The organism is Streptomyces sp. NPDC054796 (assembly GCF_053611545.1).
This window is the reverse complement of sequence record NZ_JBSHAO010000055.1, coordinates 1-16,636: the sequence shown is the minus strand read 5'-3', so window position 1 is coordinate 16,636 and position 16,636 is coordinate 1. Positions and strand designations below refer to the sequence as shown.

Here is a 16,636-nt window from a genome sequence, read left to right as displayed (position 1 = left end):
CGATCGACGGAGTTTTCTGCTCCGCCGACCGGCCCCGGAACCGTGTCAGCCGCGCTGTGTCAGCCGCACAGCGTGTCAGCCGCGCGGCTTCTCGCGCATCTCGTACGTCGCGATGACGTCATCGATCTTGATGTCGTTGAAGTTGCCGAGGTTGATACCGCCCTCGAAGCCTTCGCGGATCTCGGTGACGTCGTCCTTGAAGCGGCGCAGGCCCTCGATGTTGAGGTTCTCCGCGACGACCTTGCCGTCGCGCAGCAGCCTGGCCTTGGTGTTCCGCTTGACCTCGCCGGAGCGGATGAGGACACCCGCGATGTTGCCGAGCTTGGAGGAGCGGAAGACCTCGCGGATCTCCGCCGTGCCCAGCTCGATCTCCTCGTACACCGGCTTGAGCATGCCCTTGAGGGCCGCCTCGATCTCCTCGATGACCTGGTAGATCACCGAGTAGTAGCGGACGTCCACACCCTCGCGCTCGGCCATCTGCGTCGCACGCCCCTCGGCGCGGACGTTGAAGCCGATGACGATGGCGTCGGAACCCGTCGCGAGGTCGATGTCGGTCTCGGTGACCGCACCCACACCGCGGTGCAGGATGCGCAGGTCCACCTCTTCGCCGACGTCGAGCTGGAGCAGCGAGGACTCCAGGGCCTCGACCGAACCGGACGCGTCGCCCTTGATGATGAGGTTGAGCTGCTGCACCTCGCCCGCCTTGAGCACCTTGTCCAGGTCCTCCAGGGAGACCCTGCGGGTGCGCTTGGCGAAGGCCGCGTTGCGCTCGCGGGCCGCGCGCTTCTCGGCGATCTGACGGGCCGTACGGTCCTCGTCGACCACCAGGAAGTTGTCGCCCGCGCCCGGGACGTTGGTGAGACCCAGCACCAGGACGGGGGTCGCGGGACCCGCTTCCTTGATGTTCTCGCCCTTGTCGTCGAGCATCGCGCGGACCCTGCCGTAGGCGTCGCCCACGACCATGGTGTCGCCGACCCGCAGCGTGCCGCGCTGGACCAGCACGGTGGCCACGGCGCCGCGGCCGCGGTCGAGGTGTGCCTCGATCGCGATGCCCTGCGCGTCCTGGTCGGGGTTGGCCCGCAGGTCGAGCGAGGCGTCCGCGGTGAGGACCACGGCCTCCAGCAGCTCCTCGATGTTGGTGCCCTGGCGCGCGGAGATGTCGACGAACATGGTGTCGCCGCCGTACTCCTCGGCCACCAGGCCGTACTCGGTGAGCTGACCGCGCACCTTCGTCGGGTCGGCACCCTCGACGTCGATCTTGTTGACCGCGACCACGATCGGCACCTCGGCCGCCTTGGCGTGGTTCAGCGCCTCGACGGTCTGCGGCATGACGCCGTCGTTGGCCGCCACCACGAGGATCGCGATGTCGGTCGACTTGGCACCGCGGGCACGCATGGCGGTGAACGCCTCGTGACCGGGGGTGTCGATGAAGGTGATCTTGCGCTCTTCATCGTTGACCGTCGTACCGGCCTGGTAGGCACCGATGTGCTGGGTGATGCCGCCGGCCTCACCCTCGATGACGTTCGTCTTGCGGATCGCGTCCAGCAGTCGCGTCTTACCGTGGTCGACGTGACCCATGACGGTCACCACCGGCGGACGCGGGGCCAGCATCTGCTCGCCGCCCTCGTCCTCACCGAACTCGATGTCGAAGGACTCGAGAAGCTCGCGGTCCTCCTCCTCCGGGCTGACGATCTGGACGACGTAGTTCATCTCCTCGCCGAGGAGGTGCAGCGTCTCGTCCGAGACCGACTGGGTGGCGGTGACCATCTCGCCCAGGTTGAACATGACCTGGACCAGCGACGCCGGGTTGGCGTTGATCTTCTCCGCGAAGTCGGTGAGCGAGGCACCGCGCGACAGCCGGACGACCTCGCCCTTGCCGCGCGGAAGCATCACGCCGCCGACCGACGGCGCCTGCATCTGCTCGTACTCCTGGCGCCTCTGCCGCTTCGACTTGCGGCCACGGCGGGCCGGACCGCCGGGACGGCCGAACGCGCCCTGTGTGCCGCCACGGCCACCGGGGCCGCCGGGACGACCGGCGAAACCGGGACGGCCACCGCCGCCCGGACGGCCGCCGCCGCCACCGAAGCCGCCACCGCCGCCACCGGGACGACCGCCGCCGCCGGGACCAGCGGGACGCCCTGCGAAGCCGCCGCCACCACCCGGACGGCCCGCACCGCCGCCGCCACCGGGACGGCCGGCGCCGCCACCGGGGCCACCACGGCCCGGACCCGGACGCGGGCCCGCCGCGGGACGCTGCGGCATCATGCCCGGGTTCGGACGGTTACCGCCGCCGCCGGGACGGGGACCGCCCTGGCCCTGGCCGCCGCCCTGCGGACGGGGCATGTTGCCCGGAGTCGCACGGCCGCCGCCCGGCGCCTGCGGACGCGGTCCGCCGCCGGCGCTGGGGCCCGCCTGGCCCGGACCGGGCTTGGGAGCGCCCTGGCCCTGGCCCGGCTTCGGCGCGCCGCCGCCGGGACGGGGCGCCTGGGGGCGCGCCATGCCGGTGGAGCCGCCGGACGTGAAGGGGTTGTTGCCCGGACGGGGGCCGGAGGGACGGCCACCGGGCTTGGGGCCCTGGCCACCCGGCTTCGGACCCTGTCCACGGCCGCCCTGGCCCTGGCCCTGACCCTGGCCGCCCTGGCCGGGACGCGGCGCGCCCTGGCCACCCGGCTTGGGGCCCTGGCCCTGACCCTGGCCCTGACCCTGGCCCGGCCTCGGGGAACCCGGGCGCGGGGCCTCGGGGGCCGCGGGGGGCGCCGGAGGCGCGGTGAACTCGGGCTTGGCGGGACCCGGCTTCGGGCCCGCGGGGCGGGCGTTCGGCTTCGGGGCCACCGGGGTGACGGCGTCACCCGGGGTGGCCGCCGCACCGGCGCCGCCCTCGGCACCGGACTCGTCACCGGCGCCTGTCTCGGTCTTGGATGCCGGGGCCTCGGGGCCCGGCTTCGGGCCACCCGGCTTGGGCGCGCCCGGCTTCGGGGCCGCCGCTCCCGGCTTGGGGGCCGCGCCGCCACCCGGCTTGGGTGCGGCGGGCTTGGCTGCACCCGGCTTGGGTGCCGCGGGCTTCGCTGCGGACTTCTTGGCGCCGTTGGCGCCACTGCCCGAGTCGAAGGCGTCTGTCAGTTTCCTTACTACCGGCGCCTCGATGGTCGAGGATGCCGAACGGACGAATTCCCCAAGTTCTTGGAGCTTGGCCATGACGACCTTGCTCTCGACTCCAAGCTCCTTGGCGAGCTCGTATACCCGGACCTTAGCCACTTCGCTCCTTACGGCCCGGGGGATCGTCCGCCGGACCTTCGCTACTTGTGCATGGGCGTACTCATCGCGTACTCATCGAGTGCTCATCGCAATCTCGACCTACTTCCGACTCGCGAGGTACCTCTCCCGCACGGGGATTCCGTACGGGCTGTCTTACGGTGTCTCCTGCTCGATCTGCCGCACGCGCTGGAACAGCTCCGCGGTGTCGAACGGCCCCGGGCCCCGGAAGGCCCGGTTGAACGCCCGGCGGCGGACGGCCTGCTCAAGGCAGACCGGTGTGGGATGCAGATAAGCACCCCGGCCGGGCAGCGTACCGCGAAGATCGGGGACGCAGCGCCCCTCGACCCACACCACACGCAGCAGATCGCGCTTGTCCGAGCGTTCCCGGCAGCCCACACAGGTGCGCTCAGGGCAGACTCGGTCGCGCGTCCGGCCAGACACTGGTTAAGTCTACCTCCCCGCACCACCCATCCCCTTGGGGGGTAAAGGCGGTGACGTGTGTTTCAGCCCTGTTCCGCGGCGCGACCGTGGGCCTGACCGGCCTCGGGGGAGGCGGCGTCGGCCGTGTCGGGACGGATGTCGATGCGCCAACCGGTCAGCCGGGCGGCCAGGCGGGCGTTCTGCCCCTCCTTGCCGATGGCCAGGGAAAGCTGGTAATCGGGCACGGTCACGCGGGCCGACCTCGCGGCCAGGTCCACGATCTCGACCTGGCTGACGCGGGCCGGTGACAGGGCGTTGGCGACCAGGTCAGCGGGGTCCTCGGACCAGTCGACGATGTCGATCTTCTCGCCGTGCAGCTCGGCCATCACGTTGCGGACCCGGCCGCCCATCGGGCCGATGCAGGCGCCCTTGGCGTTCAGACCCGAGCGCGTGGAGCGCACCGCGATCTTCGTACGGTGACCGGCCTCGCGCGCGATGGCGGCGATCTCGACCGACCCGTCGGCGATCTCCGGCACCTCCAGCTCGAACAGCTTCTTGACCAGATTCGGGTGGGTCCGCGAGAGCGTCACCGACGGGCCGCGCACCCCCTTGGCCACGCGGACCACGTAGGTACGCAGGCGGGTGCCGTGTGTGTAGTCCTCGCCGGGCACCTGCTCCTGCGGCGGGAGGATCGCCTCCAGCTTGCCGATGTCCACCAGCACGCTCTTGGGGTCCTTGCCCTGCTGCACCATGCCCGCGACGATGTCGCCCTCGCGGCCCTGGTACTCGCCGAAGGTGACCTCCTCCTCGGCGTCCCGCAGCCGCTGGAGGATCACCTGCTTGGCGGTCGTCGCGGCGATACGGCCGAAACCGGTCGGGGTGTCGTCGAACTCGCGCGGCTCGGCGCCCTCCTCCAGGTCGCCCGCGTCCTCCTTCGCCCAGACCGTCACATGGCCGGTCTTGCGGTCCAGCTCCACCCGCGCGTCACGGCGGCTGCCCTCGGTGCGGTGGTACGCGATGAGGAGGGCCGACTCAATCGCCTCGACCAGCAGATCGAGGGAGATCTCCTTCTCCCTCACCAGCCCGCGCAGGGCACTCATGTCGATGTCCACGGTTACGCCTCCTCCTTGCTCTCGTCGTCGTCATCGGCCGCGGACTCGTCCGGCGCCTTCTCAGCGTGCTCAGCGTGCTCGGCGGCCTTGCGGTTGAACTCGATCTCCACGCGCGCCTTGGCGATCTCGCCGAAGGCGAGGCGGCGCCGCGTGGGCTTCCGTCCCTTGACACCCGGGACCTCAAGGTCAAGACCCTCGTCGTCCAGACCGGTGATACGCGCTGTCAGCTCGCCGCCCCCGGCCTCCTCGGTGAGGTGCGCCTTGATCAGCCTGCCCAGGGCGCGGCGGTAGTGCCGCTGCTCCGTGAGGGGGCGGTCGGCGCCGGGCGAGGTCACTTCCAGCACGTACGGCGAGCCACCCATGGCGTCCGTCTCGTCCAGCAGCTCGGAGAGCGCGCGGCTCAGCTCCGCGCAGGTGTCGAGCTGCACTCCGTCGTCCGAATCGACGACCACGCGCAGGACACGGCGCTTTCCCGCGGGGGTCACGTCGATCTCTTCGAGATCCAGCCCCTTCTCGCTGACAAGCGGTTCCAGCAGTCCGCGCAGCCTCTCGCTCTGGGTGGTGCTCATCCGGGTGACTCCTCGGCCGCGTGTGCTGTTGTAGGGGGACCTCGTTGGGTACGGCGTGTCGGACCCAGCCTATCGTCTGCGGCGGACCACGCCGACCAGACGGGCGATGTGCGGTGGATGTGTGCGGCGTCCGGGTATGCGTCGTGCGCCGCGGGGTGGCCCGTCCGGGAGCGGAAACCCGCACGGGTACGCTCACGTGGCGGTGATCACCGCCACGCCACGATCCGTCGTCCGGCCGCCGACGCCCTGGCGATGCGATGCCCGAGTTCAGGAGTGCCCATGCCGCTCACACCGTCACCGGTCACCGCGGGACCCCGCCGCAGGTCGCTGCTGGCCGGGGCGCTGGGCGCGGGCGGGGCCCTCGGCCTCGTCGCCGGGTGCTCGGGCGACGACGACGGCAGCGACGACTCGGGACGCGCCGACGACGCGGCGGCGCGGCGGCTGCGCGCGCATGCCACCCGCGAGAGCCAGGCGCTGCTGGCCCGCTACGACGGGACGGCGGCGGCCCACGCCGGCCTCGCGGGGCTGCTGCGCCCGCTGCGCGCCCAGACAGCGCGGCACACCGAGGTACTGGGCGGCAAGGACGCGGCACGCGCCTCCCGTACGAACAGGTCGGCCGTCCCCTCCGACGCGAAGCAGGCGCTCACGGCGCTGGCCGAAGCGGAGCGGCGCACGGCGGACGCGCGGACCAAGGCGCTCATGGACGCGCCGCCCGCGCTGGCCCGGCTGCTGGCCTCCCTCGCGGCGGCGGGCGCGGCAGCCGCGTACCTCCTTGCCGAGGGCGAGCCGCGCGGCGGCGGGGACAGCGGCGGCGGAGAGGACGACGGGAAGGACAGGGGCGCATGAAGGAGCTGGACGCCGTACGGGCCGCGCTGGCCGCCGAGCACGCCGCCGTCTACGGCTACGGAGTCGTCGGCGGCCGGATCGGCGACGACCGCAGGGACGAGGCGCGCGAGGCGTACGACGCGCACCGCGCCCGCCGGGACACGCTGCGCCGCGCCGTACGCGACCTCGGCGGCGAGCCCGAGCCCGCTGCCGCCGCCTACTCGCTGCCCTTCGCCGTGCCCGACGGCGCCGCGGCGGCGCGGCTCGCCGCCGAGCTGGAGGACCGGATGGCGGGGGTGTACGCCGATCTCGTCGGCGCGAGCGAGGGTGCGCGGCGGCGCGACGCGGCCGGGGCGCTGCGGGAGGCGGTGGTCCGGTCGGTGCGGTGGAAGGGAAGCGGCGTAGCCTTCCCTGGGCTCACCGAACGCGCCGGTTCCGAGTCCCCGGCGCCCAGCGGGTCGGGGTCGCCCGGGACGCGGCCGAACTCCTTCTGACCCCCTTCCGACCGTCCCCGTCCCCGCCCCTGTCTCCGCCCCGCCCCTCCGTTCGGAAAGGTTCCCTCGACCGAATGGCTTCCGCTTCGCCCCACGAACCTCCGCAGCGGCTGGTGCGCTCCCTGGCCTTCCTGGGGAACCGCGCCGGTGAGCACGTCGCGCGCGACGCCGACGACTGGCTCGGCGCGCTGCCGGGGCTGCTGGAGCGGACGCTGGAGCGCTGGGAGCTGACGGCCGAGCGGGTGGTCTCGCCCGGCGGACGCAGCAGCCTCGTCGCGCTGGTCCGACGGTCCGACGGCACGCCCGCGGCGCTCAAACTCCTCGCCCCCGACGCCGTCTCGCCGCGCGAGCGTACGGAGCGTGAGACGGCCGCACTGGAGCGCTGGAACGGCTGGGGGGCTGTACGGGTGCTGGGGGCGGCGCCGGAGGACGGGGCGCTGCTGCTGGAGCGGCTGCACGGTGAGGTCTCGTTGCGGTCGCTGCCCGAGGCGAAGGCCATGCTGGAGGCGGTGTCCGCGGTGCGGCGGCTGTGGGTCGAGCCGTCGCCTTCGTCCTCGCCTGCGTCCGGGGTCGCGCTGGAGACCGTCGCCGAGCACACGGAGGCCGAGGTCGCGTTCCTGCGCGAGTGCGCGCCCGGGGAGGCCGCGCCACTGGTGGACGAGGCGCTGGAGCTGCGCGCCTCGCTTCTGGAGGCGCCGCCCGAACATGTGCTGCTGCACGGCGACTTCCGGCAGGGCTCGGTGCTCGGTGCGGACGCTGAGCGGGCGCCGTGGCTGGCGGTGGGGCCCGAGCCGCTGGTGGGTGAGCGGGCTTACGACCTGGCGCGGCTCGTGCGGGACCGGCTCCACGATCTGGTCGCGTCGCCCGGCGCGGGGGCGGCGACGCGGCGCCGTATCAACAAGCTCGCGGACTCGCTCGACGTCGACCGCGAGCGGTTGCGGGGGTGGACGCTGTACCGGGCCGTCGAATCCGGGGTCCGCCACGCGGCGGGCGGCGCCCGCGAGGACGCCGAACTCCTCCTGGAATTCGCCAGCTGGCTCTAAGTGGGGGTTCCCGTTTCCTCGCCCCTTGTCGGGGGTGTTGCGCGGGACGGTTCGCCGGTGCGGTGGGCACCGCAGGGTCCCGCGCCAATTTTTGTACCCCTGTCCAGGGTGCCGTCGCCCGGCAGGGCGCTGTGGTCGGGTGCGGGTCGGTGGCTTCGGCGCGGCGTGTGGTGACGGTGCGACGCGGCTGGCGCCGCGTGATTCATGGCTCGGACCGTGGATATGGGGTGCCTGTGTGGTGGGGGTCGGCGCCGCGCCGGGGCGTCTCCTCGGGCGAAACCGCATCGTCCTCGGCTCTCCGCCCGGTGACTCGCTGCCCTGCGGGGACACCCCGCCACACCACCTCCCACCCGGTGGCCAACTAACGGCCCGCTCCAACCGTTGTGCCCACCCACCGGCCCGCCGCACGCCAAGGGGGCAGTCGCACCCCGCGAAGGGGGGTGGGCGTCAGCCGACCCGGAGTGGCAGTGGGCCACCGGCGGGACGGGGACGTGGTGGGGTGTCCCCGCAGGTCGAGAAAGTCACCGGCCGAGAGGCGACGACGAAAGCTTCACGCCGAGGAGACACCCCGGCGCGGCACCGGACACCCCCCACCCACACACCCCACACGGCCACCGGCAGGCACCAAGAATCACGCGGCGCCAGCCGCGAACAACCGGGACCACACGCCGCGCCGAAGCCACCCACCCGCACCCGACCCGCACCGCAGGCGACAGCACCGCAAATGTTGTGGGCAATCGTCCCGCAAGGCGGGACGGGTGGGCACAACCCGTGCCACCGGCCCGCACCACGCGAACGAACCCCCAAGGGGCACCCACAGCAGGCGCACCCCTGTGAGGCCGGGCACCCCGTGTGGGCTTCACCGCGTACGCCGTGAAGGGGTGCAACCCGTGAAGGGGTGACCCCCCGTTTCCTTCCGCACCCCGCGAAGGGAGCGTCAGGCTGGGGTGAGGCGAGCCACCGCGTCGGGGATGGGGAGGTCCTCGCGGGTGCCCGTGCGGCGGTCCTTCAGCTCGACGAGCCCGTCCTTCACCCCGCGCCCCGCGACGAGAATCGTGGGCACCCCGATCAGCTCGGCGTCGGTGAACTTGACGCCGGGCGACACCCCCGCACGGTCGTCCACCAGCACCCGCACCCCCGCCTCCCCGAGCCGCTCCGCGATCTCCAGCGCGGCCTCGGTCTGCGCCGCCTTGCCCGCGGCGACGATGTGGACGTCGGCGGGAGCGATCTCGCGGGGCCAGCACAGGCCCTGGTCGTCGGCGGTCTGCTCGGCGAGCGCGGCCACGGCTCGGGATACGCCGATGCCGTAGGAGCCCATCGTGACGCGCACGGGCTTGCCGTCCTGGCCGAGGACGTCCAGCTCGAAGGCGTCCGCGTACTTGCGCCCGAGCTGGAAGATGTGGCCGATCTCGATCGCGCGGTCCAGCTCGATGCCCGCGCCGCAGCGGGGGCAGGGGTCGCCGGGCTCGACGACCACGACGTCGAGGTAGTCGTCGACCTCGAAGTCCCGGCCGACGACCACGTTGCGGGCGTGCTTGCCCTCCTGGTTCGCGCCGGTGACCCAGGCGGTGCCGGGCGCTACGCGCGGGTCGGCGAGGTAGCGGAACGCCTTGCCGGCGAGGCCGCCCTGCGGGCCGACGTAGCCGCGTACGAGGTCGGGGCGGTCGGTGAAGTCGTCGGCGGTGACCAGCTCGACCGTGGCGGGCGCGAGCTGCTCGGCGAGCTTGCCGAGGTCGACCTCGCGGTCGCCTGGCACGCCCACGGCGGTGATCTCGCCGTCGACCTTCACCAGCAGGTTCTTGAGCGTCGCCGAGGCGGGGACGTCCAGGTGCGCGGCGAGGGTCTCGATGGTGGGGGTGTCCGGGGTGTCCAGCACCTCCACGGCGGGGTGGCCCTCGGCGGTGCGGGGCTGGACGGCGACGGAGACGGCCTCCGTGTTGGCCGCGTAGCCGCAGGCGGGGCACTGCGCGTAGGTGTCCTCGCCCGCCGCTGCCGGGGCCAGGAACTCCTCGGAGGCCGAGCCGCCCATGGCGCCGGAGATCGCGGAGACGATGCGGTAGTCAAGGCCGAGGCGTTCGAAGATGCGCTGGTACGCCTGGCGGTGCAGCGCGTAGGACTCGGCGAGTGCCTCGTCGGAGACGTCGAAGGAGTACGAGTCCTTCATCGTGAACTCGCGCCCGCGCAGGATGCCGGAGCGGGGGCGGGCCTCGTCCCTGTACTTGGTCTGGATCTGGTAGATGATCACCGGCAGGTCCTTGTAGGACGTGCACTGGTCCTTGACGACCTGGGTGAAGATCTCCTCGTGGGTGGGGCCGAGCAGATACTCGCCGCCCTTGCGGTCCTTGAGCCGGAAGAGCAGATCGCCGTACTCCTCGTAGCGCCCGGAGACCTCGTAGGGCTCCTTCGGCAGCAGTGCCGGGAGCAGCACCTCCTGGCCGCCGATGGCGTCCATCTCCTCGCGGACGACGCGCGTGACGTTCTCCAGCACCTGCTTGCCCAGCGGGAGCCAGGTCCAGATGCCCGCTGCGGTGCGGCGTACGTAGCCCGCGCGCACGAGCAGTTTGTGGCTGAGCGTCTCGGCGTCGGCCGGGTCGTCGCGCAGCGTCTTCAGCATCGACCGGGACATGCGCTGGACTCGGGCTGCCATGGGGTTCTCCTGCTCGGACCGTTCGAAGTGCGTGGCGTGAACCGGCGATGGATATCGGTGGGATACCGGCGACGGCTTCAGTGGTAGGCAAGGAGCCTATCGGGCCCCGGGCACGGCACGGAAATGGGTTCACGGGCCGGGGAGGCTTCCGGGGACGCGGCGGGCAGGGTGGACGCGGTTCAGGTGTGCGGGCGCAGCAGTGGGAGCGGTGCCCCCATCACGGCGTACGGGCTCGGCGCGCTCGGGAAGAGCACCTGGCGGGCCAGGTCGCGGTAGCCGAGCCGGTGGTAGAGGGCGCGGGCCGGGCTGTCGGTGTCGATCGCGGAGAGGAGGGAGCGCGGTTCGGCGGCGGCGTCGGTGAGCTCGGTGATCAGCCGTCGGCCGATGCCCCGGTTCTGGTAGAGGGGGTGGACGTGCAGCTCCGTGATCACGAACGCGTCGCCGAGCCAGAGCTCGAGCCCGTTCTGGCGCAGGTAGGGGTGGACGACGGTGGACCACCACTGCGTCCTGTCGTTGGGCATGCCGTACACGAAGCCGACGAGCCGCCCCTCAGGGGTGGTCGCGCCCAGGGCGCGCGCGCCGGGCGAGGCCAGGTGCCGCAGCACGATGTGGCGGCGCACGCCGACCTCGTCGTCGGTGAGCCCGAAGGCGACGGCCTGCACGGCGAGCGCGTCGTCCACGCGTGCGGCGAGGTCGAGCGGGCCGACGGCCGTCTCTCGGGGGTCCTGGGGCTGGCCCCCGGCGGAATGCAGCATGCCCGGGAGGCTACTAGGACCGCCGTCAGAACAGGACGCTCATGAAGGCCCCGACCTCCTGGAAGCCCACCCGGTGGTAGGCGGCACGGGCCGGTTTGTTGAAGTCGTTGACGTAGAGGCTCGCGAGGGGTGCCACGTCCTGGAGCGCGTAGCGCAGGACCGCTGCCATGCCGGTCACCGAGAGTCCCTCGCCGCGCCGCTCGGGGGCGACCCACACGCCCTGGATCTGGCAGGCGTACGGGGTGGCCGCGCCGATCTCGGCCTTGAAGACGACCTGGCCGTTCTCCACTCGTGCGAAGGAACGCCCCGAGCCGACGAGTTCGGCCACCCGCGCCTGGTAGATGAGCCCGCCGTCCCCGGCGAGGGGCGAGACGCCGACCTCCTCGGTGAACATGGCGACGCACGCGGGCATCACCAGGTCCATCTCGTCCTTGCGCACCCGGCGCACCAGGGGGTCGGGCCGCACGTCGGACGGCATGGAGTCGGTGACCATCAGGGGCTGGTTGCCGCGCACGTCGCGGGCCGGGCCCCAGTGCGGTTCGAGATACGACCACAGCGCAGCCGTCGGCCCGGCCGGGCCGACGATGGAGGAGCAGCGGCGCCCCTGCCGCCGGGCCCGCTCGGCGAAGGCGCGCACGGCCTCGGGGCCCGCGCAGAGGGGGACGAGGTTGGCCCCCGCGTAGCACAGGGACTCCAGTCTGCCCCGGTGGTACCAGCCCCACATCTCGCCGCCGAGGCGCCAGGGATCGAGCCCCGAGATGTTGACGCGGGCGGCCACGAAGGCGTTGTTGACGGGCTCGCGGCGCAGCACCGCGAGGGCGTCGTCCAGCTCGCCTGGGTCGACGACTCTGGTGGAGGTGGTGGTCAGCACGTGTCGTCTTGCCTCACCGATACGGGCCTGGGAGGCCGGGGAACAGCTCTTGGCACTGTATCTCCCCTCGTCCCGGTTCACCTGGTTCGAGCACGCACCACGTCTGCGGCCACCCTCTCCGCTGCCCTCGCCGCGGCAGGTGACGGCGGCGCTGAGCGGTCCGCTGACGGCGACGGCCCGGGTCCCGGCCCGATCCGGCCCGCGTCCGTCCCCGTACAGCGGGAAGCCCCGCACCGGTCGTGGTGCGGGGCTTTCTGCCGCGTAGGGGGGGGTCAGCCCGCGACGGAGACCTGGGGCTCGCCGGACATGACGCCGTCCTTCTCCATCTGCTCGGCGATCTTCATCGCCTCGTCGATGAGCGTCTCCACGATCTTCGACTCGGGCACGGTCTTGATGACCTCGCCCTTGACGAAGATCTGGCCCTTGCCGTTGCCGGAGGCGACGCCGAGATCGGCCTCGCGGGCCTCGCCGGGGCCGTTGACGACGCAGCCCATGACGGCGACGCGCAGCGGGACCTCCATGCCGTCGAGCCCGGCGGTGACCTCTTCGGCCAGCTTGTAGACGTCCACCTGGGCACGGCCGCAGGAGGGGCAGGAGACGATCTCCAGGCGGCGCTGGCGCAGGTTCAGTGACTCCAGGATGGAGATGCCGACCTTGATCTCCTCGGCGGGCGGCGCGGACAGCGAGACGCGGATGGTGTCGCCGATGCCCTCGCTCAGCAGCGCGCCGAAGGCGACGGCGGACTTGATGGTGCCCTGGAAGGCGGGCCCGGCCTCGGTGACGCCGAGGTGCAGCGGGTAGTCGCACTGGGCCGCGAGCTGGCGGTAGGCGTTGACCATCACGACGGGGTCGTTGTGCTTGACCGAGATCTTGATGTCGCGGAAGCCGTGCTCCTCGAAGAGCGAGCACTCCCACAGCGCCGACTCGACGAGGGCCTCGGGGGTGGCCTTGCCGTACTTCTGGAGCAGCCGCTTGTCGAGCGAGCCCGCGTTGACGCCGATGCGGATGGGGGTACCGGCGGCGGAGGCCGCGTCGGCGATCTCTTTGACCTTGTCGTCGAACTGCTTGATGTTGCCGGGGTTGACGCGCACGGCGGCGCAGCCCGCGTCGATGGCGGCGAAGACGTACTTGGGCTGGAAGTGGATGTCCGCGATCACCGGGATCTGGGACTTCCTGGCGATGGTGGCGAGCGCGTCGGCGTCGTCCTGCGTCGGGCAGGCGACGCGCACGATCTGGCAGCCGGAGGCCGTCAGCTCGGCGATCTGCTGGAGCGTGGCGCCGATGTCCGCGGTGCGCGTCGTCGTCATCGACTGCACCGACACAGGGGCGTCGCCGCCCACGGCGACCGGGCCGACCTGGATCTTCCGGCTGACACGGCGGTCGGCGAGCTTGGTCGGTACGTCCGGCATTCCGAGTGAAATCGCTGTCATCTGGCGAGCAACCCCAACGTGTGGATCAAGGTCCCGAGATCGACGGGCTCCGGCTCCCGAGATTACGGCACCGCCGGGCCGCCGAGCACATCGCGACAAGAAATTACGACGAAAGTACGGAAATGCTATCTGCTGGCCACAAAGTGCCCCGCCATCGACCGAGGTGAACGCGTTCCCCACGGTGTCCAGGAGCCCTGGAACGCCCCCCGGTGTGTCCCGTCACACTCCGGGACCGGTGTGCGGCCCCCGTCCGGAACCGCCCGGAGGGGCGCGGGGCCCCCGGTGGTCCCGGGAGCCTCCGCGCGCCCTCCGGGCCGCGTGCTCGTCCGCTAACCGGCCAGCTTGACCGGGTTCACCACGTCGGCCACCAGCACGAGCAGGGTGAAGCAGATGAAGACCCCGGCGACCACGTAGGCCACGGGCATCAGCCGCGCCACGTCGAAGGGACCCGGGTCGGGGCGGCGGAAGACCTTCGCGAAGGCCCTCCTGACCGACTCCCACAGGGCGCCCGCGATGTGCCCGCCGTCCAGCGGCAGCAGGGGCAGCATGTTGAACAGGAACAGCGAGAGGTTGAAGCCCGCGACCAGGAAGAGCATGGTCGCGACCCGCTGCGACGGCGGGATGTCCAGCGAGAAGACCTCGCCGCCCACCCTGGCCGCGCCGACGACGCCCATCGGCGAGTCCTGCTTGCGCTCGGCACCGTCGAAGGCCGCGTTCCACAGGTCCGGGATCTTGGACGGCAGCGCTATCAGGGCCTCGACGCCGGAGGCCATCATCTCGCCCATCCGGTCGGCGGCCTGCGGGAACGACTGCTGCACGACGCCGCTCGCCGGGGTGAAGCCCAGGAAGCCCGCGCTCACGTACTCGTCCGGGACGTAGCCGCCGTTCCCGTCGGACTTGGCGACCTTGTTCTCGATCAGGTCGGCGTGCAGGGTGCGGCGCGCGCCGTCCCGCTCGACGGTGATGCTCGCGGGGCCCGTGGTGTCGCGGATGCGGCCCTGGAGGTCGTCCCACTCGGAGACGGGCTTGCCGTCGAAGGCCACGATCTTGTCGCCGGGCTTGAGGCCCGCCGCCTTGGCCGGGGAGTCCTTGGCGCCCGAGGTGCACTTGTCGGACTGCGACGAGGCCGGGATCACGCACTCGGAGACGGTGGAGACGCTGGTGGTCTGGGTGTTGACGCCGAAGGACATCAGCACGCCGAGGAAGATGACCACGGCCAGGATCAGGTTCATGAACGGCCCGGCGAACATCACGATCACACGCTTCCACGGGGAGCGCGTGTAGAAGAGCCGCTTCTCGTCCCCCGGCTGGAGCTCCTCGAAGGCGGCGGCGCGCGCGTCCTCGATCATGCCGCGGAACGGCGAGGTGGACCGCTTGCGCAGGGCGCCGTCGTCGCCGGGCGGGAACATCCCGATCATGCGGATGTAGCCGCCGAGCGGCACCGCCTTGATGCCGTACTCGGTGTCGCCCTTGCGCCGGGAGAAAATCGTGGGTCCAAAGCCCACCATGTACTGCGGGACGCGGATGCCGAACATCTTCGCGGTGGAGAGGTGCCCCAGCTCGTGCCAGGCGATGGAGAAGAGCAGACCCACGACAAAGACGACTATGCCGAGGATGGTCATGAAGGTCGTCATGCGCGGGCCTCCGCTGCCGATACCGCCAGTTCGCGGGCGCGGGCGCGCGCCCAGGTCTCAGCGTCGAGGACATCGGCGAGGGTGAGACCGGTTCCCCCGGCTCCGCTCCGCTCCGCCGCGCCGTCGTCCGTGAGCACAGCCCCGGACGACAGCCCCTCCTCGACCACAGCGGCCACCGTATCCACGATGCCTGTGAACGGCAGCCGCCCCGCGAGAAACGCGTCGACGCACTCCTCGTTCGCCGCGTTGAAGACGGCGGGCGCCGTGCCGCCCAGGGTGCCCACGCGGGCGGCCAGCGGCACGGAGGGGAACGCCTCCTCGTCCAGCGGGAAGAAGTCCCAGGACATGGCCCTCGACCAGTCGAAGACCGGGCCCGCGTCCGGCACCCGCTCGGGCCAGCCGATGCCCAGCGCGATCGGCAGCCGCATGTCGGGGGGACCGCACTGGGCGAGGGTGGAGCCGTCGGTGAATTCCACCATCGAGTGGACGGCCGACTGGGGATGCACCACGACCTGGATGCGCTCGAAGGGCACGTCGTAGAGGAGGTGGGCCTCGATGACCTCCAGGCCCTTGTTGACGAGCGTCGCCGAGTTGACCGTGATGACCGGGCCCATGTCCCAGGTGGGGTGGGCCAGCGCGTCCTGCGGGGTGACGTCGGCGAGCTGCTCGCGGGTACGGCCGCGGAAGGGGCCGCCAGAGGCGGTGACGAGGAGCTTGCGTACCTCGCGGCGCGTGCCGCCCATCAGCGCCTGGAACAGCGCCGAGTGCTCGGAGTCGACGGGGACGATCTGCCCTGGCCGTGCGAGCGCCTTGACCAGCGGGCCGCCGACGATCAGCGACTCCTTGTTGGCCAGCGCCAGCATCCGGCCCGCCTTCAGCGCGGCGAGCGTGGGCGCGAGCCCGATCGATCCGGTGATGCCGTTCAGCACGGTGTGGCACTCGCTCGACGCCAGCTCGGTCGCCGCGTCCGGGCCCGCCAGCACGTGCGGGACGGGCTCGCCCGGACCGTACTCGGCACGCAGCGCCTCCCGCAGTGCCGCCGCCTTGTCCTCGCGGGCGACGGCGACGGTGCGCACCTGGAGCCGGTGCGCCTGCCCGGCCAGCAGCTCGACGCGTCCGCCCGCGGCGGAGAGTCCGGTGACCCGGAAGCGGCCGGGGTTGCTCAGCACCACGTCGACGGCCTGGGTGCCGATCGATCCGGTCGACCCGAGGATCACGATGTCGCGCGGCCCGTCGGAAGCGGCGGACGCCTCGGTCCGGGGCGAGGAGCGCAGATGCGGGTCAGCGAGGATGGCTGCGGGGCTTTCGGTCATGGACCCCATTGTGGCGGCTCCCGCTTCCGCTTCCGGCACGGGCGTGCGCCGTGCCCGTGCCGGAACGTGAAAGGCGGGTGGCGGGGCGCGGGGCCGGGCGGCGCCTGCGGCGGGCGCGGGGCCCGTGTGCGCCGTGCGGGCGCCCGGCGGCGGCGCCGTCAGACCGCCTCGCCGCGCCCCCGCGGCCGGGCGCGCACCCCGGGCGTCCGAGGTGCCCGGCGAGCCCGCGGATCCCGGGGGGCCCGGGGGGCCCCGGGAGCCACCGCGC

Annotated in this window: 13 protein-coding genes; 3 read left to right on the top strand and 10 right to left on the bottom strand. The window is 72.4% G+C overall.

From position 1 onward, the window contains the following. Positions 1 to 75: 75 nt before the first annotated feature. From infB to rimP, 4 genes are all read right to left on the bottom strand, one after another. A complete protein-coding gene (gene infB, locus ACWGJ2_RS32620; RefSeq protein WP_453349920.1) occupies positions 76 to 3,255 on the bottom strand; it encodes a translation initiation factor IF-2 in 3,180 nt (1,059 codons plus the stop codon). A gap of 153 nt (positions 3,256 to 3,408) precedes the next feature. Further along, on the bottom strand, positions 3,409 to 3,696 hold the full coding sequence (locus ACWGJ2_RS32615; RefSeq protein ID WP_453349919.1) for a YlxR family protein: 288 nt from the start codon (positions 3,694 to 3,696) through the stop codon (positions 3,409 to 3,411). Between the two features lie 62 nt (positions 3,697 to 3,758). Next, a complete protein-coding gene (gene nusA / locus ACWGJ2_RS32610) occupies positions 3,759 to 4,787 on the bottom strand; it encodes a transcription termination factor NusA (protein WP_453349918.1) in 1,029 nt (342 codons plus the stop codon). 2 nt (positions 4,788 to 4,789) lie between these two features. Then, entirely contained in the window at positions 4,790 to 5,356 is a 567-nt protein-coding gene (rimP, locus tag ACWGJ2_RS32605) for a ribosome maturation factor RimP (protein WP_453349917.1), read from the bottom strand. A gap of 279 nt (positions 5,357 to 5,635) precedes the next feature. Between rimP and ACWGJ2_RS32600 the strand changes: the two genes are divergently transcribed. The 3 genes from ACWGJ2_RS32600 (at position 5,636) to ACWGJ2_RS32590 (ending at position 7,718) form a co-directional block, all read left to right on the top strand. Then, positions 5,636 to 6,202 (top strand): hypothetical protein, encoded by a 567-nt coding sequence (locus tag ACWGJ2_RS32600; RefSeq protein ID WP_453349916.1) that lies wholly within the window; start codon positions 5,636 to 5,638, stop codon positions 6,200 to 6,202. Beyond that, the gene (locus tag ACWGJ2_RS32595) at positions 6,199 to 6,675 is read left to right on the top strand and encodes a ferritin-like domain-containing protein (protein ID WP_453349915.1); all 477 of its coding nucleotides are present in this window, start codon (positions 6,199 to 6,201) and stop codon (positions 6,673 to 6,675) included. The genes ACWGJ2_RS32600 and ACWGJ2_RS32595 overlap by 4 nt, the downstream gene beginning before the upstream one ends. 74 nt (positions 6,676 to 6,749) lie before the next feature. Beyond that, on the top strand, positions 6,750 to 7,718 hold the full coding sequence (locus tag ACWGJ2_RS32590) for an aminoglycoside phosphotransferase family protein (protein WP_453349914.1): 969 nt from the start codon (positions 6,750 to 6,752) through the stop codon (positions 7,716 to 7,718). Positions 7,719 to 8,655: 937 nt separating this feature from the next. Here the strand turns inward: ACWGJ2_RS32590 and ACWGJ2_RS32585 are convergent. From ACWGJ2_RS32585 to dxr, 6 genes are all read right to left on the bottom strand, one after another. Continuing rightward, positions 8,656 to 10,365: a proline--tRNA ligase gene (locus ACWGJ2_RS32585; RefSeq protein WP_453349913.1), complete on the bottom strand. Its 1,710-nt coding sequence runs from the start codon at positions 10,363 to 10,365 to the stop codon at positions 8,656 to 8,658. A gap of 179 nt (positions 10,366 to 10,544) precedes the next feature. Further along, positions 10,545 to 11,120, bottom strand: a complete 576-nt coding sequence (locus tag ACWGJ2_RS32580; RefSeq protein ID WP_453349912.1) for a GNAT family N-acetyltransferase — start codon at positions 11,118 to 11,120, stop codon at positions 10,545 to 10,547. Positions 11,121 to 11,145: 25 nt separating this feature from the next. Continuing rightward, positions 11,146 to 11,991 carry a GNAT family N-acetyltransferase gene (locus tag ACWGJ2_RS32575; protein ID WP_453349911.1) on the bottom strand — a complete coding sequence of 282 codons (846 nt, stop codon included), beginning with the start codon at positions 11,989 to 11,991 and terminating at the stop codon, positions 11,146 to 11,148. Between the two features lie 272 nt (positions 11,992 to 12,263). Next, the gene (ispG, locus tag ACWGJ2_RS32570; protein WP_453349910.1) at positions 12,264 to 13,421 is read right to left on the bottom strand and encodes a flavodoxin-dependent (E)-4-hydroxy-3-methylbut-2-enyl-diphosphate synthase; all 1,158 of its coding nucleotides are present in this window, start codon (positions 13,419 to 13,421) and stop codon (positions 12,264 to 12,266) included. Between the two features lie 329 nt (positions 13,422 to 13,750). Then, positions 13,751 to 15,055, bottom strand: a complete 1,305-nt coding sequence (locus ACWGJ2_RS32565) for a M50 family metallopeptidase (protein WP_453349909.1) — start codon at positions 15,053 to 15,055, stop codon at positions 13,751 to 13,753. Continuing rightward, entirely contained in the window at positions 15,052 to 16,368 is a 1,317-nt protein-coding gene (dxr, locus tag ACWGJ2_RS32560; RefSeq protein WP_453349908.1) for a 1-deoxy-D-xylulose-5-phosphate reductoisomerase, read from the bottom strand. Before dxr ends, ACWGJ2_RS32565 begins: the two co-directional genes overlap by 4 nt. Between the last annotated feature and the right edge of the window lie 268 nt (positions 16,369 to 16,636).

Coding starts and splice junctions, on each gene's coding strand:
- ispG (WP_453349910.1), bottom strand. CDS start 13,421: ATGACAGCGATTTCACTCGGAATGCCGGACGTACCGACCAAGCTCGCC.
- ACWGJ2_RS32585 (WP_453349913.1), bottom strand. CDS start 10,365: ATGGCAGCCCGAGTCCAGCGCATGTCCCGGTCGATGCTGAAGACGCTG.
- dxr (WP_453349908.1), bottom strand. CDS start 16,368: ATGACCGAAAGCCCCGCAGCCATCCTCGCTGACCCGCATCTGCGCTCC.
- ACWGJ2_RS32590 (WP_453349914.1), top strand. CDS start 6,750: ATGGCTTCCGCTTCGCCCCACGAACCTCCGCAGCGGCTGGTGCGCTCC.
- ACWGJ2_RS32565 (WP_453349909.1), bottom strand. CDS start 15,055: ATGACGACCTTCATGACCATCCTCGGCATAGTCGTCTTTGTCGTGGGT.
- ACWGJ2_RS32580 (WP_453349912.1), bottom strand. CDS start 11,120: ATGCTGCATTCCGCCGGGGGCCAGCCCCAGGACCCCCGAGAGACGGCC.
- ACWGJ2_RS32595 (WP_453349915.1), top strand. CDS start 6,199: ATGAAGGAGCTGGACGCCGTACGGGCCGCGCTGGCCGCCGAGCACGCC.
- rimP (WP_453349917.1), bottom strand. CDS start 5,356: ATGAGCACCACCCAGAGCGAGAGGCTGCGCGGACTGCTGGAACCGCTT.
- ACWGJ2_RS32600 (WP_453349916.1), top strand. CDS start 5,636: ATGCCGCTCACACCGTCACCGGTCACCGCGGGACCCCGCCGCAGGTCG.